This window comes from Micromonospora coriariae (genome assembly GCF_900091455.1).
Taxonomy (GTDB): Bacteria; Actinomycetota; Actinomycetes; order Mycobacteriales; family Micromonosporaceae; genus Micromonospora; species Micromonospora coriariae.
On sequence record NZ_LT607412.1, the window covers coordinates 446,862 to 467,535 of the forward strand.

Annotated in this window: 19 protein-coding genes; 4 read left to right on the forward strand and 15 right to left on the reverse strand. The window is 71.9% G+C overall.

From position 1 onward, the window contains the following. Positions 1 to 97: 97 nt before the first annotated feature. The 6 genes from secF to ruvC form a co-directional block, all read right to left on the reverse strand. On the reverse strand, positions 98 to 1,291 hold the full coding sequence (gene secF / locus GA0070607_RS02050) for a protein translocase subunit SecF (RefSeq protein ID WP_089016627.1): 1,194 nt from the start codon (positions 1,289 to 1,291) through the stop codon (positions 98 to 100). Position 1,292: 1 nt separating this feature from the next. Next, complete coding sequence (gene secD, locus GA0070607_RS02055) at positions 1,293 to 3,209, reverse strand: protein translocase subunit SecD (RefSeq protein ID WP_172898961.1); 1,917 nt, start codon at positions 3,207 to 3,209, stop codon at positions 1,293 to 1,295. 275 nt (positions 3,210 to 3,484) lie between these two features. Continuing rightward, the gene (gene yajC / locus GA0070607_RS02060; RefSeq protein WP_172898962.1) at positions 3,485 to 3,823 is read right to left on the reverse strand and encodes a preprotein translocase subunit YajC; all 339 of its coding nucleotides are present in this window, start codon (positions 3,821 to 3,823) and stop codon (positions 3,485 to 3,487) included. A 140-nt stretch (positions 3,824 to 3,963) separates the two neighbouring features. Beyond that, positions 3,964 to 5,031, reverse strand: a complete 1,068-nt coding sequence (gene ruvB, locus GA0070607_RS02065; RefSeq protein ID WP_089016630.1) for a Holliday junction branch migration DNA helicase RuvB — start codon at positions 5,029 to 5,031, stop codon at positions 3,964 to 3,966. Further along, positions 5,028 to 5,630: a Holliday junction branch migration protein RuvA gene (ruvA, locus tag GA0070607_RS02070; RefSeq protein ID WP_089016631.1), complete on the reverse strand. Its 603-nt coding sequence runs from the start codon at positions 5,628 to 5,630 to the stop codon at positions 5,028 to 5,030. The genes ruvB and ruvA overlap by 4 nt, the downstream gene beginning before the upstream one ends. After that, positions 5,627 to 6,154, reverse strand: coding sequence for a crossover junction endodeoxyribonuclease RuvC (gene ruvC / locus GA0070607_RS02075; RefSeq protein ID WP_089016632.1), 528 nt, complete (start codon positions 6,152 to 6,154; stop codon positions 5,627 to 5,629). The genes ruvA and ruvC overlap by 4 nt, the downstream gene beginning before the upstream one ends. A gap of 214 nt (positions 6,155 to 6,368) precedes the next feature. On the opposite strand from ruvC, the gene GA0070607_RS02080 reads away from it, so the two are divergent. Both GA0070607_RS02080 and GA0070607_RS02085 read left to right on the forward strand, forming a co-directional pair. Next, complete coding sequence (locus GA0070607_RS02080; RefSeq protein WP_089016633.1) at positions 6,369 to 7,151, forward strand: 3-hydroxybutyrate dehydrogenase; 783 nt, start codon at positions 6,369 to 6,371, stop codon at positions 7,149 to 7,151. Next, positions 7,151 to 9,085 (forward strand): helix-turn-helix domain-containing protein, encoded by a 1,935-nt coding sequence (locus tag GA0070607_RS02085; RefSeq protein ID WP_172898963.1) that lies wholly within the window; start codon positions 7,151 to 7,153, stop codon positions 9,083 to 9,085. Before GA0070607_RS02080 ends, GA0070607_RS02085 begins: the two co-directional genes overlap by 1 nt. Positions 9,086 to 9,235: 150 nt before the next feature. Here the strand turns inward: GA0070607_RS02085 and GA0070607_RS02090 are convergent, their stop codons facing one another. From GA0070607_RS02090 to GA0070607_RS02120, 7 genes are all read right to left on the reverse strand, one after another. After that, positions 9,236 to 9,844 (reverse strand): TetR/AcrR family transcriptional regulator, encoded by a 609-nt coding sequence (locus GA0070607_RS02090; RefSeq protein ID WP_089016634.1) that lies wholly within the window; start codon positions 9,842 to 9,844, stop codon positions 9,236 to 9,238. A gap of 11 nt (positions 9,845 to 9,855) precedes the next feature. Next, the gene (locus GA0070607_RS02095; RefSeq protein WP_089016635.1) at positions 9,856 to 11,424 is read right to left on the reverse strand and encodes an MFS transporter; all 1,569 of its coding nucleotides are present in this window, start codon (positions 11,422 to 11,424) and stop codon (positions 9,856 to 9,858) included. A gap of 228 nt (positions 11,425 to 11,652) precedes the next feature. Continuing rightward, positions 11,653 to 12,666: a branched-chain amino acid ABC transporter permease gene (locus GA0070607_RS02100; protein WP_089016636.1), complete on the reverse strand. Its 1,014-nt coding sequence runs from the start codon at positions 12,664 to 12,666 to the stop codon at positions 11,653 to 11,655. After that, positions 12,663 to 13,544 (reverse strand): branched-chain amino acid ABC transporter permease, encoded by an 882-nt coding sequence (locus GA0070607_RS02105; RefSeq protein WP_089016637.1) that lies wholly within the window; start codon positions 13,542 to 13,544, stop codon positions 12,663 to 12,665. Before GA0070607_RS02105 ends, GA0070607_RS02100 begins: the two co-directional genes overlap by 4 nt. Positions 13,545 to 13,557: 13 nt before the next feature. Beyond that, complete coding sequence (locus GA0070607_RS02110; protein WP_172898964.1) at positions 13,558 to 14,808, reverse strand: ABC transporter substrate-binding protein; 1,251 nt, start codon at positions 14,806 to 14,808, stop codon at positions 13,558 to 13,560. Between the two features lie 49 nt (positions 14,809 to 14,857). Beyond that, entirely contained in the window at positions 14,858 to 15,550 is a 693-nt protein-coding gene (locus tag GA0070607_RS02115; protein ID WP_089016639.1) for an ABC transporter ATP-binding protein, read from the reverse strand. Continuing rightward, a complete protein-coding gene (locus GA0070607_RS02120) occupies positions 15,537 to 16,298 on the reverse strand; it encodes an ABC transporter ATP-binding protein (protein ID WP_089016640.1) in 762 nt (253 codons plus the stop codon). The genes GA0070607_RS02115 and GA0070607_RS02120 overlap by 14 nt, the downstream gene beginning before the upstream one ends. 223 nt (positions 16,299 to 16,521) lie before the next feature. Between GA0070607_RS02120 and GA0070607_RS02125 the strand changes: the two genes are divergently transcribed. Both GA0070607_RS02125 and GA0070607_RS02130 read left to right on the forward strand, forming a co-directional pair. Beyond that, a complete protein-coding gene (locus tag GA0070607_RS02125; protein ID WP_089016641.1) occupies positions 16,522 to 17,382 on the forward strand; it encodes an SPFH domain-containing protein in 861 nt (286 codons plus the stop codon). Between the two features lie 10 nt (positions 17,383 to 17,392). After that, entirely contained in the window at positions 17,393 to 17,995 is a 603-nt protein-coding gene (locus GA0070607_RS02130; protein ID WP_089016642.1) for a YdeI/OmpD-associated family protein, read from the forward strand. Positions 17,996 to 18,004: 9 nt separating this feature from the next. On the opposite strand, the gene GA0070607_RS02135 is transcribed toward GA0070607_RS02130, so the two are convergent. Both GA0070607_RS02135 and GA0070607_RS02140 read right to left on the reverse strand, forming a co-directional pair. Further along, positions 18,005 to 19,168: an alcohol dehydrogenase catalytic domain-containing protein gene (locus tag GA0070607_RS02135; RefSeq protein WP_456299223.1), complete on the reverse strand. Its 1,164-nt coding sequence runs from the start codon at positions 19,166 to 19,168 to the stop codon at positions 18,005 to 18,007. Beyond that, a complete protein-coding gene (locus GA0070607_RS02140) occupies positions 19,165 to 20,622 on the reverse strand; it encodes an aldehyde dehydrogenase family protein (RefSeq protein ID WP_089016643.1) in 1,458 nt (485 codons plus the stop codon). The genes GA0070607_RS02135 and GA0070607_RS02140 overlap by 4 nt, the downstream gene beginning before the upstream one ends. Between the last annotated feature and the right edge of the window lie 52 nt (positions 20,623 to 20,674).

Sequence of the window (20,674 nt, forward strand, 5' to 3'; positions counted from 1 at the left end):
CGTTTCCTTCCAACGACGACGGCGTCCGGCGATGCTGCTCGCACAGCATGCCGGACGCCGTTCGGGCGTTTCCTCCCGGGTCCGCCCCGGGCGCCGGTCAGCGCCGCTTGGCGCCACCCGGCCGGTTGCCGCCGCCACCGGGGCGACCGCCCCGGGCGCCGGTCGGCCGCTTACCCGCCGGACGGGCGCCCACCTTGGGGGCGGCGCCGGCCAGCGCGGCGGAGTCCGGGTCGACCGGGGTGTCCGCACCGTCGGCCTGGGCCGGGCTCGGGGCACCCTTCGGCGTGATCTCGCCACGGGACAGCGCGCCCCGGCGGGCCAGCACCCGCTTGTTGTGGGCCTGGATCCGCGGGTCGTAGTTCTTCAGCAGCGCCAGCAGCGGCGTGGCCACCAGGATGGAGGTCAGGAACGCCACCGCCATACCGACGAACAGCACCAGGCCGAGGTCCTTCAGCGTGCCGGCGCCGAGCAGGCCGGCGCCGATGAAGAGCAGACCACCGACGGGCAGCAGGGCGACCACCGAGGTGTTCAGCGACCGCATCAGGCTCTGGTTGACGGCCAGGTTGGCCGCCTCGCCGTACGTCTGGTTGTTGTTGGCGGTGATGCCCCGGGTGTTCTCCTGAACCTTGTCGAAGACCACCACCACGTCGTAGAGCGCGAAGCCCAGGATCGTGAGGAAACCGATGATCGTCGACGGGGTGACCTCGAAGCCGACAAGCGAGTAGATGCCGGCGGTGAGGATCAGGTTCATGAACAGCGAGGAGACCGCGGCGACGGCCATCCGCCACTCGAAGCGCAGGATCAGGTAGACCATCACCAGCGCGATGAAGATGACCAGGCCGAGCACGGCCCGCTCGGTCACCTGGCTGCCCCACGCCTCGCTGACCTGGTTGCCGCTGATCTGGTTGGCGTCGATGCCGAGGTCCTCGGCGATCTGGGCCTTGACGGCGTTGGTCTGCTCGGCGCTGAGCTGCGCCGTACGCAGCTCGTAGGAGTCGCCGCCGGGGCCGCCGACCTTCTGTGCGGTGGCGACCTCGATGCCGGTGTTCTCAGCGGCGAGGGCCGAGTTGACCTCCTCCTCGGCCTGCTCCAGGGTGCCGACACTGGCCGGAACCTGGAACGAGTTGCCGCCGGCGAACTCGATGCCGAGGCTGAATCCACGAATCGAGAAGCTGAGGATCGCGATCAGGACCAGGATCCCTGCTACGCCGAACCAGAGCTTGCGCCGACCGACGATGTTGAGACCGGCCTCGCCGTTGTAGAGGCGGCTCGCCAGACCGTTTTGAGCCATCTCAGGCCTCCTTGGCGCGCGGGTTGCGGGGCTGAGGCTGCTGGCTGCGGGCCGGAAGCGCCCGGCCCAGGCCGCTGACCCGCGGAGAAAGGAACGCCCGGGTCCGGGCGAACATCGTCATGATCGGGTGCCGGAAGAGGAAGACCACGACCAGGTCCAGCACGGTGGCCAGGCCGAGGGCGAACGCGAAGCCCTTGACCGTGCCGACCGAGACCACGTAGAGCACCACGGCGGAGAGCAGGGTGATCGCGTTGGCCGAGATGATCGTCCGGCGTGCCCGGATCCAGGCGCGGGGCACCGCGCTGCGTGGGCTGCGCCCCTCCCGGATCTCGTCCTTCAACCGTTCGAAGTAGATGACGAACGAGTCCGCCGCCACACCGAGCGAGACGATCATGCCGGCGATACCGGCGAGGGTGAGCGTGAAGCCGATCTGCCGACCGAGCACCACCAGCGCGCCGAAGACCAGCAGCGCGGAGAGGATCAGGCTCAGGAAGATCACCGAGCCGAGGAGCCGGTAGTAGAAGAACGCGTAGATGATGACCAGCAGCATGCCGATGCCGGCCGCGAGCAGACCCGCCCGCAGGTGGCTGGCGCCCAGGGTGGCCGTGACGTTCTGCGACTCCTGCGGCTCGAAGGTCACCGGCAGCGCGCCGTAGCGCAGCTGGCTGGCGAGAGTGCTCGCGTCCTTCTGGGTGAAGTTGCCGGTGATCTGGGAGTTGCCGGTCAGCACGCCCTGGATCTCCGGCGAGGAGACGATCTCGTTGTCCAGCACGACGGCCACCCGGCACTTGCCGTCCTGGCCCAGCGCGGTCGCGTCGCAGGCCTGGCCCTCGTTGTTGAACGCCTCACGGGTGAGGGCGGTCCACTTGCCCTGGCCGTCGCCGGTGAAGTCGAGGCTGACCACCCAGGAGTTGGTCTGGTCGAGCACCGCGTCGGCGTCGTCCACGTCGGTGCCCAGCACCTTGGCCTGGTCGAGCAGGTACTTGGAGGCGCCGTCCTCGCAGGAGACGACCTGCTGCTTCGGGTCGGAGATCGACGCCGGCGGGCGCTTGTCGAGCTGTGCACAGCTGATCGTGGGCACGTTGAACTGCATCTGCGCCGGCAGCACCGCCACCTCCTGCGGCGACAGCGTGCCGAACGGCTTGAGCTTGTCAGCCAGCGACGGATCGGCGGTCAGGTCGGCCGGGGCCTGCAACCCGCTGGCGGCCTGCCAGGCGGGAGCGCCGACCTTCTGCTCGACGGCCTTGCGCTGCTCCTCGATGCTGGCCGGCACCGGGGCCTCGCTGGCGCTCGGTGACGGCGCGGCGGCACTCGGCGAGGCCGAGGCCGACGGGGTCGGCGTGGCGCTGGCGCTGGGCGCCGGGGCCATTCCGCCCTGCCCGCCGCTCGGCGACGTGGTCACCTTGGGCGCGGCGCTGCCGGACGGGGTCGGCGACGCGCTGCCGGACGGGGTCGGGCTGGCGCTGCCCGAGGGGGCCGGCGTGGCGGCTGGCGGCGGCACCGCGGCCGTCCCGCTGCCGTCGGCGGCCTTGAGCACCTTGCGGAAGCGCAGCTCGGCCGCGCTGCCCACGTCGGTGAGATCCCGGTTTTCACCGGGCAGGGAGATGACGATGTTCCGGTTGCCCTCGGTGACCACCTCGGCCTCGGCGACGCCGAACGCGTTGACCCGGTTCTCGATGATCTGCCGGGCCTCCTCGAGGTTCTCGGCCGTCGGGGGCTTGCCGTCGACGCTGTTGGTCGCCTCCAGCGTCATCCGGGTGCCGCCGATCAGGTCCAGGCCGAGCCGAGGCTCGAGCCGGTCCTTGAAGCTGCCGCTGGCGCCGCCCGCGAAGAACACCAAAAGGTAGAGGACGACGAGAATGAACCCGAGCACGGCGAGCTGCCGGCCGGGCCGCATCTGTCCCTGAGGTGGTGCCACGGTTGTCCTGTCTCCCTGTACGGTCGCGCCGCTGCGCGCGGCGGCGGGTGTCGGGCCGGGGGTCCGGGCCGACGGGTCTGACCTGGGCCGGCGAGAGGCCGACACGATGGCCGTGCGCGCCGGCGCGAGACGCCGACGGTCACGGGAACGTGCCGACGCCCGGCGTCGACCCAACTATCCAGTTTTCACGTCACGTCCGCTGCCCCGTCGGGCGCGGTGGCCCCGGGGGTCGTGGCCCGGCCGTACGCCGAACCCGCCACCCCCGGAGGGAGGGGTCACTCCTTGACGGTGTCCGCGTCCTCGGTGACCGGCTCGCTCGGCAGCTCCGCGCGGGTGACCACCCGGGCGATGGCCGGCCGGGCGTACCGGGTCTGCACGCCCGGGGCGACCTCGATCAGGACGGTGTCGTCCTCGATGCCGGTGACCGTGCCGTAGAGCCCGCCGATGGTCACGACCTCGTCGCCGGGGCCGAGGTTGGACTGCATCGACTCCGCCTCGCGGCGGCGCTTCTGCTGGGGGCGGATCATCATGAAGTACATGACACCGAAGAGCAGGGCGATCATCAGGATCGGCGTGAAGCTGCCGGCCCCGCCACCCGCTGCTGCGTAAAGCACGGTTACTGACCTTCCCATTGGCCACCTCCCCGGCACATGGGGTGCCGGAGCGGAGGCGGATTCTCACGTCCTGTACAGACCGCGGCGAAGTCTAATCCCTGCACCTGAGAACACCGAATGCGGTGCAGATCACGTTCACATCACGGCTGTTCGGCGTCCAACGAGAACAGATCGGGCGCCGGCGGGACATCCACCCCAAATGTACCATTCGGCGGCGTTCGGCCCAGGTGCCGCCAGGCGGCCTCGGTGGCCACCCGGCCGCGCGGGGTACGGGCCAGCAGGCCGGCGCGGACCAGGAACGGCTCGCAGACCTCCTCGACCGTGTCCGGCTGCTCCCCCACCGCCACGGCGAGGGTGGACAGCCCCACCGGACCACCCCGGAACGAGTCGACCAGCGCGGTCAGCACCGCCCGGTCCAGCCGGTCCAGGCCCAGCGCGTCCACGTCGTACACGATCAGCGCGGCGCGGGCGGTGGCGAGATCGACCACTCCGTCGGCCCGCACCTCCGCGTAGTCGCGGACCCGGCGCAGCAGCCGGTTGGCGATCCGCGGCGTGCCCCGGGACCGGCCGGCGATCTCGGTCGCGCCCTCGGGGGTGATCGGCACACCGAGGATCCGCGCCGAGCGGTGCAGCAGGGTCTCCAGGTCCGCCGGGGCGTAGAAGTCCAGGTGCGCGACGAAACCGAACCGGTCCCGCATCGGCCCGGTCAGCAGGCCCGACCGCGTCGTCGCCCCGACCAGGGTGAACGGCTCGACGTCCAGCGGGATGGCTGTGGCGCCCGGCCCCTTGCCGACCACCACGTCGACCCGGAAGTCCTCCATCGCGCTGTAGAGCAGCTCCTCGGCTGGCCGCGCGATCCGGTGGATCTCGTCGATGAACAGCACGTCACCCTCGGCGAGGCTGGTCAGGATGGCCGCCAGATCACCGGAGCGCTCGATCGCCGGCCCGCTGGTCACCCGGATGCCCGCGCCCAGCTCGGCGGCGACGATGTTGGCCAGGCTGGTCTTACCCAGCCCGGGCGGGCCGGAGAGCAGGATGTGGTCCGGCGGCGAGCCGCGCCGCATGGCGCCCTGCAACAACAGGTCGAGCTGATCGCGGACCCGGTCCTGGGCGATGAACTCGGCCAGTCGCCGGGGCCGTACGGTGGCCTCCGCGTCCCGCTCCGCGTCGGTGACGTACGCCGAGACGAGCCCTTCGGTCTCACTCATCGGGTGCGACCCAGCAGGCGGATGGCCTGCCGCAACAGGACCGGCACGGGCGGGGTCTCACCGTCGACGGTCTCCGCGACCGCGGCCACCGCCTGGTCGGCCTGCCCCGCCGTCCAGCCCAGCCCGACCAGCGCCTGGCGGACCTGATCGGGCCAGGCGCCGCCGGTCACCCCGCCCACGCCGTCCGCGCCTATCGACACCGGGCCGATCCGGTCGCGCAGCTCCAGCACCAGACGTTCGGCGCCCTTCTTGCCGATCCCGGGCACCCTGGTCAGCGCGGCGGTGTCGGCGTTGACGATCGCCTTGCGCACCGCGTCGGGGGTGTGCACGGCCAGCACCGCCTGGGCCAGCCTCGGGCCGACGCCGCTCGCGGTCTGGAGCAGCTCGAACAGCGCCTTGGCGTCGTCGTCGGCGAAGCCGTAGAGGGTAAGCGAATCCTCCCGGACGACCAGGCTGGTGGCGAGCCGGGCGCTCTGGCCGACCCGCAGCTCGGCGATGAGCCCGGGGGCGCAGTGCACGGCCAGGCCGACCCCGCCGACCTCGATCACGGCCTGGTCCGGCCCGGTCGCGGTCACCGTGCCGCGCACGCTGGCGATCATCGCGTTCCTCCTCGTCGTGCCCGGTCGGCCGCCGCGGCCAGCTTGGAGCGGGTCCCGCCACGCCACACGTGGCAGATGGCCAGGGCGAGCGCGTCGGCGGCGTCGGCCGGCTTCGGCGGCTCGGCCAGCCGCAGCAGCCGGGTCACCATGGCGGTCATCTGCGCCTTGTCGGCCTGACCGGAGCCGGTCACCGCCGCCTTCACCTCGCTCGGGGTGTACGTCTGCACCGGCAGCCCGGCGCGCGCCCCGGCCAGCACGGCGATGCCGCTGGCCTGCGCGGTGCCCATCACCGTGCGGACGTTGTGCTGGCTGAACACCCGCTCGACGGCGACGCTCTCCGGTTGGTGCTCGGCGACCAGGTCGGTCAGCGACCGGTCCAGGTGCAGCAGCCGCAGCGGCAGGTCGTCGGCCGGGTCGGTGTAGATCACGTAGTAGGCGATCAGGGTGCAGGGCCGCCCCGGCACGCCCTCGACCACGCCCACCCCGCATCGGGTGAGCCCCGGGTCGACACCGAGAACCCGCACGCCGCCCCCTCCCACCCGTCAGCAGTACGTGTGTTCGACACCCTACTGCCCGCCCTCCCACGCGCCCCAACAGACACGCCCGCCCTTTTCGATCATGGAGTGGTGCTGGGTTGCAGAGGCGACCTGCCGTGCCGGGGGGCCACACAGCTTCGGTGTGGAGTATGTGTTGCTGGCCCATGTGCCCAGGCCCACACAGCTCGTAACTTCTTGCGCCATGACGGCAGAACCCGTGGCGGTCCCCCACGTCGTACAGGTCGACCTCGCCGGTCGGACCGCCCTGGTCACCGGGGGTGGCAGCGGCATCGGGCGAGCCTGTGCCCTGCGGCTGGGCGCGGCCGGCGCCAAGGTGCTCGTGGTGGACCGCAACCTGGAGGCGGCCAAGGCGGTGGCCGCCGAGGTCGGTGGCCGGGCCGAGGGCGTGGACCTGGCCGACGCCGCCGCGGTGGACCGGCTCGACGTGGACGTGGACATCGTGGTGAACAACGCCGGGCTCCAACACGTGGCGCCGGTGCAGGACTTCCCCGTCGAGCGCTTCGAGTACATCCAGCGGGTGATGGTCGAGGCGCCGTTCCTGCTGATCCGCCGCGCGCTGCCGCACATGTACGCGCGCGGCTGGGGCCGGATCGTGAACATCTCCTCGGTGCACGGGCTGCGGGCGTCGCCGTACAAGGCGGCCTACGTCTCGGCGAAGCACGCCCTCGAAGGACTGTCGAAGGTGGTGGCGCTGGAGGGCGCCGCGCACGGCGTGACCGCCAACTGCATCAACCCGGCGTACGTGCGCACCGCGCTGGTGGAGAGCCAGATCGCCGACCAGGCGGCCAGCCACGGCATCGGTGAGGCCGAGGTGATCGAGAAGATCATGCTGGCCCGGGCCGCGATCAAGCGGCTGATCGAACCGGAGGAGGTGGCGGAGCTGCTGGCGTACCTCTGCTCACCGCCGGCGGCGTTCATCACCGGCGCGTCGATCGCGCTCGACGGGGGCTGGACGGCCAACTAGTGGGCCCGAGCACAATGTCGACCATGTCATCGCCGGTGGAGTTCCTGGAACTGCTCGCCCGCGAGGCCGCGGCGGTCGAGTTCGAGGGACCGCTGGTGGCCGCGCGGGCCGCCGGGCTGCCCGCCGACCGCCTGGCCGAGCTGGAGCAGGCGAAGACGGTGGCGCTGCGGGTCCGCGCGCTGCTGGAGCGTCGGCGCCGCCGGGAGACCGAGCTGTCCGGCCTGTACGACACGGTCAGTGACCTGGCCGGGCTGCGCGATCTGGACGACGTGTTGCGGGCGATCGTGCACCGGGCCCGCAACCTGCTCGGCGCCGACGTGGCCTACATGACGCTCAACGACGACGAGCGCGGCGACACCTACATGCGGGTGACCGACGGGTCGGTCTCGGCCCGGTTCCAGCGACTGCGGCTGCCGATGGGCGCCGGCCTCGGCGGCCTGGTGGCCCAGTCCGGCGCGCCGTACGTCACCGCCAACTACGGCGAGGACGAGCGCTTCCACCACACCGGGGAAATCGACGCCGGGGTCGGTGAGGAGGGCCTGGTGGCGATCCTCGGGGTGCCCCTGCGGCTCGGCTCCACCTCGATCGGGGTGCTCTACTCGGCCAACCGCTCGGCCCGGCCGTTCGCCCGGGAGGAGGTGGCGCTGCTGGTGTCCCTCGCCGCGCACGCCGCAGTGGCGATCGACACCGCCCGGCTGCTGGCCGAGACCCGCTCGGCGCTGGCGGAGCTGTCGGCGGCGAACACCACCATCCGGGCGCACAGCAGCTCGGTGGAGCGGGCCGCGGCGGCGCACGACCGGATGACCGCGCTGGTGCTGCGCGGTGGCGGCGTGGAGGACGTGGCGGCCGCGGTGACCGAGGTGCTGGACGGGGCGCTGCTGGCGCTGGACGCCGAGGGGCGGCTGCTGGCCCGGGTCGGTGAGATCGAGGAGCCGGACCGGGCGGACATCGTCGAGGCGGTGGCCGCGTCCCGGACGGAGGGGCGCAGCGTGCGCCGGGGCCCGCTCTGGTACGCGGCGGTGGTGGCCGGCGCGGAGAACCTGGGCGCCCTGGTGCTGCGCCCGGACGACGAGCTGGTCGACGCCGACCAGCGGATCCTGGAGCGGGCCGCGCTGGTGACCGCGCTGCTGCTGCTGTTCCGGCGCACCGTGGCGGAGGCGGAGGGTCGGGTCCGCGGTGAGCTGCTGGACGACCTGATCGCCCGGCCGCTGCGGGACACCGACGCGCTGCGCAGCCGGGCCCGCCGCCTCGGGGTGGATCTGGATGCCCCGCACGTGCTGGTGGCGGTGGGCGACGACGCGATCGCGGCCACCGGATCGGCCCGGCAGCGGGTGCTCTCCTGGGCCACCACGTACGCCTCGGCGCGGGGTGGCCTGGCGGCGGCGCGTGACGGTCGGGTGGTGCTGATGCTGCCCGGGCGGGACGCCGGTAGCAGCGCCCGTGCGGTGGCCCGGGACCTGTCCCGGGTGACCGGTCGGCCGGTGACCGCCGGGGCGAGTGGCCCGTCGGCCGGGCCGGCGACCCTCGCTGGCACGTTCCACGAGGCGGACCGCTGCCTCACCGCGCTGGGCGCGCTGGGTCGCTCCGGTCAGGGGGCGAGCACGGCGGAGCTGGGCTTCGTCGGGTTGCTGCTGGGCACGGTCGGTGACCGGGGCGAGAAGGACGTGGCCCAGTTCCTCACCGCCACCGTCGGGCCGGTGCTCGACTACGACGCCCGGCGGGGCACGGCGCTGGTGAAGACGCTGGAGGCGTACTTCGGGGTGGGCGGAAGCCTGGCCCGGGCCGCCGAGCAGCTGCACGTGCACGTCAACACGGTGACCCAGCGGTTGGAGCGGGTCGGTCAGCTGCTCGGCGCCGACTGGCAGAAGCCCGAGCGGGCGTTGGAGGTGCAGTTGGCGCTGCGCCTGCACCGGCTGCGCGCGCCGGCCGGCTGAGCACCTGCCGCCCGGCCGCCCGCCGGCCCCCACCGCGTCGATCTAGGGCAGATCGCCGCTCCTTGATCTCCAACAGCAGCGATATTCCCTAGATCGACGCGGTGGGGGGCGGCGGCGGGCGGCGGGCGGAGGGGCGGGGGCGGGGGCGGGTCAGCGGGGGCGGATGCCCTCCAGCACCGCGTCGACGACCTGCTCCGGCAGGGCCCGCTCGTCCAGCTCCGGGTTCCACTGCAGTACCCGCTGGATCAGCATCGGCCCGGTCAGGAGCGCCATGGTCACCTCCAGGTCGATGTCGGGCCGGAGCAGGCCCTCGTCGATGCCGCGCCGCAGCACCTCGCGCATGAGCTGCCGGCGCGGGGCGATGATGTTCTGGTAGAGCCGGAAGTGGTCCGGGCTGCGGTTCACCTCGGGCACCAGGCACGGCATGATCTTCGACGCTCGCGGGTCGACGTTCTTCCCGATCGCGCCGACGAGCAGCACCAGGTCATCGCGGACGGAGTGCCCCTCGGGCTGCGGCAGGATGCCCTTGAGCCGGCGTAGCGCGTCCAGCAGCAGCGCGTCCTTGCCGGCCCAGCGGCGGTAGATGGTGGCCTTGCCAACCCCGGCGCGGGCGGCGATCGCCTCGATCGAGAGCGCCTCGATGGTGCTGCCCTCGGCGAGCAGGTCGAGGGTGGCCTCGATGATCGCCTCATCGGCGCGGAGGCTCCGCGGTCGCCCGGGCGACCGCGGAGCATCGGCAGTGGACGTCATGTCGGACATTGTCCCCGAACCTAGGCCGTCCCGGCCAACTCGGGCTCGGCGATCGGCGCCGCCGGCGCGTCCGCCACGTCCTCCCGGCCGGGCATCCAGCGCAGCACCACCAGGACGCCGAGCGCCGCGACCAGCGCGGAGAGCGCCGCCGCCCAGTGCATGGCGGTGACGAAGGCGTCGTTGGCCGCCGAGATCAGCGCCGGCCCCGCCGGGCCGAGCTGCCCGGCCGCCGCGTACGCCCCGGAGATCGACTCGTTGGCGGCGTCGCGGGCCTGCGCGGGCAGGCCGGTCAGCGCGCCGTCCACGTCGGCGCGGTAGACCGCGGAGAGCACCGAGCCGAGGACCGCCACACCGAGCGCACCGGCCACCTGGCGGACGGTGTTGCTCACCGCGGAGCCCACGCCGGCCTTCTCCCGGGGCAGCGCCGACATGATCGACTCGGTGGCCGGCGGCATGATGTTCGCCATTCCGACGCCCTGGAAGAAGAAGACGACCAGCACGATCCAGATCGGGGTGGACGCGTCGACGAAGGCGAACGCGGCGAGCGCCGCCGCGGTCAGCGCCAGCCCGACGGTGGCGACCGCCCGGCCACCGTAGCGGCGGACCATGGCGGCGCTGCGCGGCGCGAAGATCAGCTGGGCGCCGGCGAAGGGCAGGAAGAGCAGGCCGGTCTGCAGCGGGCTGTAGTCGCGTACCAGTTGCAGGTAGAACGAGCTGAAGAACATCACGCCCATCGCGGCGAAGAACACCAGGCCGACGATGGCCACCGGAGCGGCGAACCGGGGCAGGCGGAACAGCCGGACGTCCAGCGACGGGTGGTCGCTGCGCCGCTCGTGCTGCACGAACCAGACCAGCACCGCCAGACCGACCAGGATCGAGCCCCAGGCGACCGGCCGGCCGAAGCCGTGCTCGCCGCCGTCGATGATGCCGTAGGAGAGGGCGACCAGGCCGACCACGGAGAGCAGGACGCCGAGGATGTCGACCCGACCCGGACGCGGGTCACGCGACTCGGGGACCAGCACGGCGACCAGGACCACGCCGGCGGCGACCACCGGCACGTTGATCAGGAAGACCGAGCCCCACCAGAAGTGCTCCAGCAGCCCGCCGCCGAGGATCGGGCCGATCGCCACCGCGAGCCCGACCGCGCCGGCCCAGACGCCGATCGCGCGGCCACGCTCACGCGGGTCGAAGACGTTGGAGATGATCGACAGTGTCACCGGCATGATGGCCGCGCCGCCGACCCCCATCAGTGCGCGGGCCGCGATCAGCTGTGCGGGGCTGTCGGCGTACGCGGAGAGCAGCGACGCCAGGCCGAACAGCGCCAGCCCGATCATCAGGAAGCGCTTGCGGCCGGCGCGGTCGCCGAGCACCCCGAAGGTGAACAGCAGCCCGGCGAAGACCAGCGTGTAAGAGTTGATCGCCCATTCCAGCTGACCCTGGCTGGCGCCCAGGCCGTGCACCGGGTCGGCCAGGGTACGCAGGGCGACGTTGAGGATCGTGTTGTCGAGGACGACGACGAGGAGGCTGATCACCAGCACCCCCAGGATCGCCCACCTCCTCGGGTGTCCGGTGTTGTTGTGCAGCTCCATGCCCGGTTCTCCCCCCGGTTTCACCCGCAGCCAATACGATACGGGTCAGACTCGTAACTGCGGAAAGACTACGGCCGGCATTAACGATACGGAACCGATCCGTATCGTATGTGGCGGGCGTCACGGCCGTTCGGACACCGCGGGCCAGACGCAGACGTACCCCCGGGTAGGTGTTTCCTACCCGGGGGTACGCCGCGAGGGCGGGTGCGGATGCGCCAGCGCGCGGCTCTACCGCTGGCGCGCCACCAGCCGGCGGGCCAGCGCGGCCGCGCTGCCCCAGATGCCGCGCCGAAACAGCACCACGACGAGGACGAAGATGCCCCCGGTGACCAGGCCGATCGCCTCGAACCCGGAGAACGACAGCCAGTCCTCCAGCCGGACCACGATCCCGGCGCCGAGCACCCCGCCCCAGAGGGTGCCGATCCCGCCGAGCACCACCACGATGACGGCCTTGCCGGAGGTGGTCCAGTGCAGCACGTCCAACGAGACGAACCGGTGGCCGACCGCGAACAACCCGCCGCCGAGGCCGGCGATGAACCCGGAGAGCACGAACGCGGTGAGCTTGTAGCGGTGCACCGGGTAGCCGAGCGCCCGCGCCCGGGCCGGGTTGTCCCGGATGCCGACCAGCACCCGGCCGAACGGCGAGTGCACGATCCGCCAGGCAGCGGCCAGCCCGAGCAGCACGATCGGCAGGATCGCGTAGTAGAAGTAGTAGTCGTCGGTGAGGTCCCAGCCGAACAGCGCCCGGGGCACCCCCTGCAGGCCGTTCTCGCCCTGCGTCACCGAACGCCACTCGTTGGCGACGTAGTAGACCATCTGCGCGAAGGCCAGCGTCACCATGGCGAAGTAGATGCCGGTCCGCTTGACCGCCAGGTAGCCGATCGGCACCGCCAGCACGGCCGCGGCCAGCGCCCCGGCCAGCACAGCGAGCGGGAACGGAAGGCCGGCGTGGATCGCCACCAACCCGGTGACGTACGCCGAGGTGCCCCAGAACGCGGCGTGCCCGAACGACATCAGGCCGGTGAAGCCGAGCAGCAGGTCCACCGCGACGGCGAACAACGCCCAGCAGAGGATGTCCACCGCGACCGCCGGATAGAGGCCGTTGGGCAGCCACGCCGCGACGGCCAGCCCGACGGCGAGCAGCGCGTACCGTACCCAGCCGGGTGCCCGGGCCACGGTGACCAACCCGGACGGCGGCGCCGCTCGGGGTGCGTCGGCCGGGGTGTCCACGGTGCTGGTCATGCCGGCGCCTCCTCACGGCCGAAGAGCCCCGCCGGTCGCCAGAGCAGCACCGCGGCCATCACGATGAAGACGATCGTCTGCGACACGATCGGGAAGTTGGACAGATACGCCTCGCCCCACGCCTGTATCAGACCGATGCCGAAGCCGGCGGCGACCGAACCGAAGATGGAGCCCAGCCCACCGATCACCACCACCGCGAAGACCACGATGATCAGATCCGCGCCCATCAGCGGGTTGACCGCGCGCATCGGCGCGGCCAGCACACCGGCCAGCCCGGCGAGCCCGATGCCGAAGCCGAAGACCGGGGTCACCCAGCGTCCGACGTCGATTCCGAACGCCCGGGTCAGGTCGGGCCGCTCGGTGGCCGCGCGGACCACCATGCCGATCCGGGTCCGGGTGAGCACCCACCACACCGCGACGCAGAGCAGCACCGCGAAGCCGAGGATGAACACCCGGTAGGCCGGGAAGTCGAAGAGACCGAAGTTCACCGTCCCGCTCAACAGCGACGGGGTGGCGTACGGGCTGGACTGCACGCCGTAGCGCAACTTCACCAGGTCCTGCAGGATCAGCGTCAGGCCGAAGGTGAGCAGGAAGTTGTAGAGCGGGTCGAGTCGGGTCAGGCGGTGGATCACCGCCCGTTCCAGCGCCATGCCCAGCAGACCCAGCCCCACCGGCATGATCACCAGGGCCGCCCAGAAGGGCACGCCCGCCTCGGTGAGCAGCACGTACGCACCGAACGCGCCGAGCATGTAGAACGCGCCGTGGGCGAAGTTGACCACCCTCAGCATGCCGAAGATGACCGCGAGCCCGAGGGCGAGCAGGGCGTAGAACGCCCCGCTCACCAACCCGTTGAACGTGTTCTGCGCAAATCCCGTCACAGTGCCAACCTGCTCACAGCTTGCAGTCCGCCGACGGCGTACGGAACGCCTCCGCGGCGGGGATCGTCTTGAGCACCTTCACGTAGTCCCACGGCTCGGTCACCTCGGACTGCTGCTTGACCTGGGCCAGGTACGCGTCGTGCACCACCCGGTGGTCCTCGGCGCGGATCTTGCCGTTGCGCAGGAAGACGTCCTCGACCGTCTTGCCCTCCAGGCCCTTGACGACGGCGTCCGCGTCGTCGGTGCCGGCCGCCTGCACCGCCTCCAGGTACTGCAGGGCGGCGGAGTAGTTGGCCGCGTGCGCGAACGTCGGCCGGGTGCCGGCCTTCTGCTGGAACCGGTCGGCGAACTCCCGGTTCTTCGCGTCGAAGTTCCAGTACCAGGCGTCGGTGTACGTGGTGCCGGCCAGCGCGGCCGGGGTGAGCGAGTGGATGTCGGTGAGGAACATCAGCCCCACCGCCAGGCCGACGCCCTTGTCGCGCAGCTTGAACTCGTTGTACTGCTTCACCACGTTGACCAGCTCCGCGCCGGCCTGCATGGTGCCCAGCACGTCCGGCTTCGGGTTCAGCGTCGGCGCCTTGAGCAGGAAGGTGGAGAAGTCGCCGCTGGTGTTCGGGAACGGCGCGCCGTCCTTGCCGACGACCTTCCCACCGGCCGCGGTGATCGCGGTGGAGAAGCTCTTCTCCATGTCCTGACCGAAGGCGTAGTTCGGGTACAGGATGTACCAGTTCTTGCCGATCTGCTCGGTAGTGGTCTTGCCGGTGCCGTTGGCCAGCATGTACGTGTCGTAGGCGTAGTGGAAGGTGTACTTGTTGCAGCTCTTGCCGGTCAGGTCGGTGGTCGCCGCCCCGATGTTGAAGTAGAGCTTCTTCTTCTCCTTCGCCACGTCGGCGACCTTGAGCGCCGCCGATGAGGTGGGCACGTCCAGGATCAGGTCGACGCCCTTGCGGTCGTACATCTCCTGGGCCTTGGAGTTGGCCACGTCCGGCTTGTTCTGGTGGTCGGCGGTCTCCACGGTGATGTCCTTGGTCACCGCCTTGTCGCCGTACTTGGCGGTGAAGTCGGCGATGGCCATCTCCACCGCCGTGACCGAGTTCTTTCCGGACAACTCCGAGTACGCCCCGGACTGGTCGTTGAGCACGCCCAGCACGATCTTGTCGCCGGTCAGCTTCTGGTCGCCGCCCGACTGGGGTCCACCGCCGCCGCAACCGGCGACCAGCACCACCGCGGCCGACGCCGCAGCCACACCCACCGTCCTCCGCATGCCCACTCCATCCATTCCGCGCCTCGTCGCGCGGGTCGTCGTTGAGAAATCAGATCCCGAGGTACGCCAGCAGCTCGCGTTCCCGCGAGCGCACCTCGGAGTTGTCCATCGCCTCGGCGACGCGTCCCTCGGCCAGCAGGTAGTGCCGGTCGGCGACGCCGGTGGCGAAGTGCAGGTTCTGTTCGACAAGCAGCACTGTCACCCCGTGCCGCTTGGCTTCCCGCAGCAGGTCACCGACCTGCTGCACCAACAGTGGAGAGAGCCCCTCGGTGGGCTCGTCGCAGAGCAGCAGCCGGGCGCCCATCCGCAGCACCCGGGCCAGCGCGAGCATCTGCTGCTCGCCGCCGGAGAGCATGGTGGCCGCGGAGTCCCGCCGGGTGTAGAGGGCGGGGAACGCCTCGTACACCCGCTCCAGCGACCACGGGTCCGGGCCGACCCGGGGCGGCAGTGTGAGGTTCTCGGTCACGGTCAGCGTGGCGTAGCTGCCCCGGTCGTCGGGCACCCAGCCCAGCCCGAGCCGGGCCCGCCGGTGCGCCGGCAGCTTCCCGACGTCCCGCCCGTCCAACTCGACCGTGCCGCGCTGGCCGGAGTGCAGCCCCATCACGCAGCGCAGCAGTGTGGACTTGCCGGCGCCGTTGCGCCCGACCAGGGTGACCACCTCGCCGGCGGCGACCTCCAGGCTGACGTCCCGCAGCACCTGCGCCTCGCCGTACCAGGCGGACAGGTTCTCAATGCGCAGCATCAGCGGCTCCCAGGTAGGCGGTGATCACGCGCTCGTCCGCGCGGACCTGCTCGTACGGGCCCTCGACGAGGACCTTGCCGGCCTGGAGCACGGTGACGGTGTCGGCGAGCCGGCCGACCACGCTCATGTTGTGCTCGACCATCACCACTGTCCGGCCCTGGCGCACCCGGCCGATCAGCTCGACGGTGCGGTCGACGTCTTCGAGGCCCATCCCGGCGGTGGGCTCGTCGAGCAGCAGCACCTTCGGGTCCAGCGCCAGGGCGATGGCCAGCTCCAGGGCCCGCTTGCGGCCGTACGCCAGCGCCTCGGAGGGGGCGTCCGCCAACTCGGACAGCCCCACCATGTCCAGCAGCTCGTCGGCGCGCCCGGTGTAGCGGCCCATCAGCTTCGCCGAACGCCAGAACCGCCAGCCCAACCCGCTGGACGACTGCAGCGCCAACGCGACGTGCTCGCGGGCGGACAACTGCGGAAAGAGGCTGGTGATCTGGAACGAGCGGGCCACGCCGAGCCGGGCGACCTGTTCCGGGGGCAGCCCGGTGACGTTCCGCCCGGCCAGCTCGATCCGCCCGCCGCTGGGCCGCAGGAAGCCGGTGAGCAGGTTGAACAGGGTGGTCTTGCCGGCGCCGTTGGGGCCGACCAGCGCGTGCACACTCTCCGGCGCGACGTCGAGATCGACGTCGTCGACCGCCCGGAAGCCCCGGAAGTCCCGGGTCAGCCCACGGGCCGACAGGAGCGCTTGCCCGGCCATCGCCTCATCCTCCGCAGCGTCGCGGCGACGTCCGATCGGTGACTGTGGTCACAGGGCCGTCGCGTGGAGGAAACCTACGGCCGGTCCAGCGAGTCGAGCCATGTCGATTGCATCCATATTCAGCCGGCGGGAGACGTGCCCGAACCCCACTGCCCGACGTCACCGACTTGACCGAGCCGTTTAGTTTGATGATCCACACAGCCCAGTGAAAGGCCCCCACCCCATGCCTGTCGGCTTCACCATGGCGATCGTCTTCGCCGTCGCCCTGGCGGTCTGCGCCGTCCTGGCGCTCGTCGCCCCGAGAGGCGCGGTAAAGCGGACGGCCGCCCTCGCGGCGCTCGGCTGCCTCGCCCTCACGCTGCTGATCGGCGTCGCCTCCAGCGCCCACTCCGTACCGATCCGCTCGGTCGGCATCGTCACCAGCTTCGGCAAGCCCACCGGTGAGGTGACCGGCTCGGGCCTGAAGTGGGTGGCGCCCTGGCAGAAGGTCGGCGAGTGGGACGCGGGCCGGCAGAAGTACGACCACATAGGCGGCGACAACTGCGTACGGGTCCGCACCGGCACGCTCGCCGACGCCTGCGTCGAGGTGCTCGTCGAGTGGCAGGTCAAGCCGGAGAACGCGCCGAAGCAGTTCATGGACTACAAGGGAGACTTCACCAGCTTCCGCGGCCAGCGGGTGGGCGTGCAGCTCGACAGCGCGGTCAACGACGCGTTCGCGGCGTACAACCCCCTGGAAAAGATCGACGCCCAGACCGGCGACCTCAACGTCGACCTGAAGCCCTTCGCGGCGAACATCAAGACCAGCGCGGAGACCCGGCTCGCCGCCGACGTCGACATCCTCTCGGTGACCATCACCCGGGTGAACCACGACGAGAAGACCGAGGGCAACATCAAGGCGTTCCAGGACAAGCTGGCCCAGACCCGCAACCTTGAGCAGGACCGCAAGAACGCCGAGATCTCCAAGCAGATCACCGAGACCAACGCGACTGTCGACAAGGTGACCCGTTGCCTGGAGATCGCCGAGAAGAACGGCGCCAACCCCGGGCTCTGCATCAACCCAGGCATTGTCACCGGCAAGGGTTAGCGTCACCGTCATGGCGAGGGAAGAGCTGGATGAGTTGATCGTCGCGGACGCCGAGGGGTTGCGTGCGTGGTTGTCGGCCAACCACGCCACGTCGCCCGGTGTCTGGCTCGCCCTGACCAGAAAGGGCGGCACGGTCACGACGCTGACCTGGCAGCACGCCGTCGACGAGGCACTGTGCTTCGGCTGGATCGACGGGCAGGCCCGTAAACGGGATCAGGAGTCCTCCTGGATCCGGTTCACCCCGCGCCAGCCCCGCAGTTCCTGGTCCCAACGCAATGTCACCCACGTGGCCCGTCTGGAGGAGCAGGGGCGAATGCTGCCCGCCGGACGCGCCGCGGTGGAAGCCGCGAAGGCGGACGGGCGGTGGGCGGCCGCCTACGCCCCGCCGTCGGAGGCCGAGGTGCCGGCCGACCTCCTCGCCGCCATCGCCGCCGAGCCCGCCGCTCAGGCCATGTTCGACGTCCTCACCAAGACCAACCGGTTCGCCCTCATCTACCGCCTCAACGCCGTCAAACGCGCTCAGACCCGCGAGCGGAAGATCGGCGAGTTCGTCGCCATGCTGGCCCGCCACGAGACGATCTACCCGCAGAAGGCCAAGCCTTCGACCGGGTGAGCCGTCGGCTCAGTCGAGGGTGACCACCCAGCGAGCGCCCTCGCCCCGGGCCAGCCGGTCGAACGCCGCGGGCGCCTCGTCCAATGGGATCGTGCCGCTGACCAACAGGCGCAGATCGAGTGCGCCGTCGGCCAGCTCGGCGGCCAGCACCGGCACCTCCTGATCCGGGTCGGACGAGCCGTACACCGAGGAGCGCAGCGTCCGGGCAGAGTGGAAGATGTCCAGCGCGCCGAGGCTGACCATGTCGTCCTTGGCGCCCATGCCGACCACGGTCACCGCTCCCCCGCGGCGGGTGAGCCGCCAGGCTGCCCGGATGGTGGCGGCGCGGCCGACGCACTCGAAGGCGTGGTCGACGCCCCGGCCCTCGGTGCGCGCCCGTACCTCCTTGGAGAGCCGGTCGTCGGAGAGCAGGAAGTCGGTCGCCCCGGCGGCGAGCGCCAGGTCCCGTTTCGCCTCCGCGACGTCGATGGCCAGGATCGTCGTGGCGCCGGCCCGGCGGGCGGCGGTGAGCACGGCGAGCCCCACCCCGCCGAGCCCGACGACGGCGACGGACTCGGCGGGCGCCACCCCTGCGGTGTTACGGACCGCGCCGACGCCGGTGAGCACCGCGCAGCCGAGCAGCGCCGCCTGTTCGGCGGGCAGTCCGGCGGGGATCGGGATGACGGCGCGTTCCGGCACCACCACCGCCTCGGCGAGCGCGCCGAGGCCGAGAGTCAGGTGCAGCGGTACGCCGTCGTCGGTCTCGCCGCGTGGCACGGTCGGGGCCGTGGTGGCCGCGCAGAGCCACGGCTCGCCCCGCCGGCACCACCAGCAGGCCCGGCAGGCCGGTGCCCAGTTGAGCACCACCGGGGTGCCGACCGTCAGCCGACTGCCGGGCCCGGTATCGGCCACCACCCCGGTCGCCTCGTGCCCGAGCACCAGCGGGAACCTCGCCGCGAGGGTGCCGTTCACCATGGACAGATCGGAGTGGCAGACCCCGGCGGCCGTGATCGTCACCCGCACCTCGCCGGGGCCGGGAGCGGGCAGGCGTACCCGCTCGACCCGCAGCTCGGCACCGGACCCGCGCGCGACGAGCGCGCGAACGGTGACCGGCGCGGGCATCGGCTCGGTGCCGCCGCCCGGCGCGGCCGGGGACGGCTCGGCGCGGCCCGCCGGCGGCTCGGGGGCGCTCACTGCTGGATCGCCTTCAGCTCGCTGAACTCGGCCAGCCCGTGCACGCCCAGCTCCCGGCCGAGGCCGGACTGCTTGTAGCCGCCGAACGGGGCGAGCGGGTTGAACGGCGCGCCGTTGATGTCGACGGCGCCGGTACGTAGCCGCCGGGCCACCGCGAGCGCCGCGTCGGTGTCGGCGGACCACACCGCGCCGGCCAGCCCGTACTTCGAGTTGTTGGCGATGGCCACCGCCTCGTCGGTGGCGGCGAACGGGATGACGGCGAGCACCGGGCCGAAGACCTCCTCCTGCGCGAGGGCGCTGTCCGGGTGCACGTCGGCGAAGACGGTCGGGGCGACGAAGTGCCCCTGGGCGGGCACCGGGGCGTCCGGGCCACCGGCGACCAGCCGGGCCCCGTCGGCGAGGGCCCGGTCGACGTGGCCGCGGACCCGCTCGGCCTGGGCGGCGGAGACCAGGGGGCCGAGCCGGGTGGCCGGGTCGAACGGGTCACCGAGGCGGTAGCCGGCGACCGCGGCGGCGACCAGGTCGAGGGCCTCGGCGTACCGGTCGCGGTGCACCAGCATCCGGGTCCACGCGGTGCAGGTCTGGCCGGAGTTGATCAGGGCGTTGCCGACGCCGACCTTGACAGCGGCGGCCAGGTCGGCGTCGGGCAGGATCACGTTGGCGGACTTGCCGCCCAGCTCCAGCGCGACCCGGGCGATGCGGTCGGCGGCGAGCCGCATGATCCGGGCGCCGGTGGCGGTGGAGCCGGTGAACGAGACCAGGTCGACGTCGGGGTGCCCGGCGAGCGCCTCACCGACGACCGGGCCGGTGCCGGGGACCAGGTTGAGCACACCCGGCGGCAGCCCGGCCTCGGTGACCGCGTCGAAGAGCAGGTACGCGGTCAGCGGGGTCAGCTCGCTGGGCTTGAGCACCACCGTGCAGCCGGCGGCCAGCGCGGGTGCCAGCTTCGCCATCACCTGGTGCAGCGGGTAGTTCCACGGGGTGATGGCGCCGACGACCCCGATCGGCTCGCGCACGACGAGGGAGTTGCCGATGCTCTCCTCGACCGGTGGGCGGGCGGCGAGCGCGACGTGGTCGCGCAGCACGATCAACGGCAGTCCGACGTGCACCCGGGTGGCGAGCTTGAGCGGGGCGCCCAACTCCACGGCGATGGTGCGGGCGAGGTCGTCGGCGCGCGCGGCGAGCGCGGTGTGCAGCCGGTCGAGGTGAGCCGAACGCTCGGCGGGGGTGGCGGCCGACCAGCCGGGGAAGGCGGCGCGGGCCGCGGCCACGGCCCGGTCCACATCGGCCGGCGTGCCGGCGGGCACCTGCCCGATCAGCTCGCCGGTGCTCGGGGTCTCCACTGCGATCACCTCGCCGGCGGTGGACTCGGTCCACTGGCCGGCGATGTGCAGGTGGCGCCGGAGGCGCAGGGCGTCGGGCAGCAGCTGCGACGGCGCGGCGGCGAGGTCCATGTCGTCCCTTCGGGGGTGGGCGATGGGCGATGAAACTAGCGCTGGGAGTTTC

Coding starts and splice junctions, on each gene's coding strand:
- secF (WP_089016627.1), bottom strand. CDS start 1,291: ATGGCTCAAAACGGTCTGGCGAGCCGCCTCTACAACGGCGAGGCCGGT.
- ruvB (WP_089016630.1), bottom strand. CDS start 5,031: ATGAGTGAGACCGAAGGGCTCGTCTCGGCGTACGTCACCGACGCGGAG.
- ruvA (WP_089016631.1), bottom strand. CDS start 5,630: ATGATCGCCAGCGTGCGCGGCACGGTGACCGCGACCGGGCCGGACCAG.
- GA0070607_RS02080 (WP_089016633.1), top strand. CDS start 6,369: ATGACGGCAGAACCCGTGGCGGTCCCCCACGTCGTACAGGTCGACCTC.
- GA0070607_RS02090 (WP_089016634.1), bottom strand. CDS start 9,844: ATGTCCGACATGACGTCCACTGCCGATGCTCCGCGGTCGCCCGGGCGA.
- GA0070607_RS02095 (WP_089016635.1), bottom strand. CDS start 11,424: ATGGAGCTGCACAACAACACCGGACACCCGAGGAGGTGGGCGATCCTG.
- GA0070607_RS02100 (WP_089016636.1), bottom strand. CDS start 12,666: ATGACCAGCACCGTGGACACCCCGGCCGACGCACCCCGAGCGGCGCCG.
- GA0070607_RS02110 (WP_172898964.1), bottom strand. CDS start 14,808: ATGCGGAGGACGGTGGGTGTGGCTGCGGCGTCGGCCGCGGTGGTGCTG.
- GA0070607_RS02115 (WP_089016639.1), bottom strand. CDS start 15,550: ATGCTGCGCATTGAGAACCTGTCCGCCTGGTACGGCGAGGCGCAGGTG.
- GA0070607_RS02120 (WP_089016640.1), bottom strand. CDS start 16,298: ATGGCCGGGCAAGCGCTCCTGTCGGCCCGTGGGCTGACCCGGGACTTC.
- GA0070607_RS02125 (WP_089016641.1), top strand. CDS start 16,522: ATGCCTGTCGGCTTCACCATGGCGATCGTCTTCGCCGTCGCCCTGGCG.
- GA0070607_RS02130 (WP_089016642.1), top strand. CDS start 17,393: ATGGCGAGGGAAGAGCTGGATGAGTTGATCGTCGCGGACGCCGAGGGG.
- GA0070607_RS02140 (WP_089016643.1), bottom strand. CDS start 20,622: ATGGACCTCGCCGCCGCGCCGTCGCAGCTGCTGCCCGACGCCCTGCGC.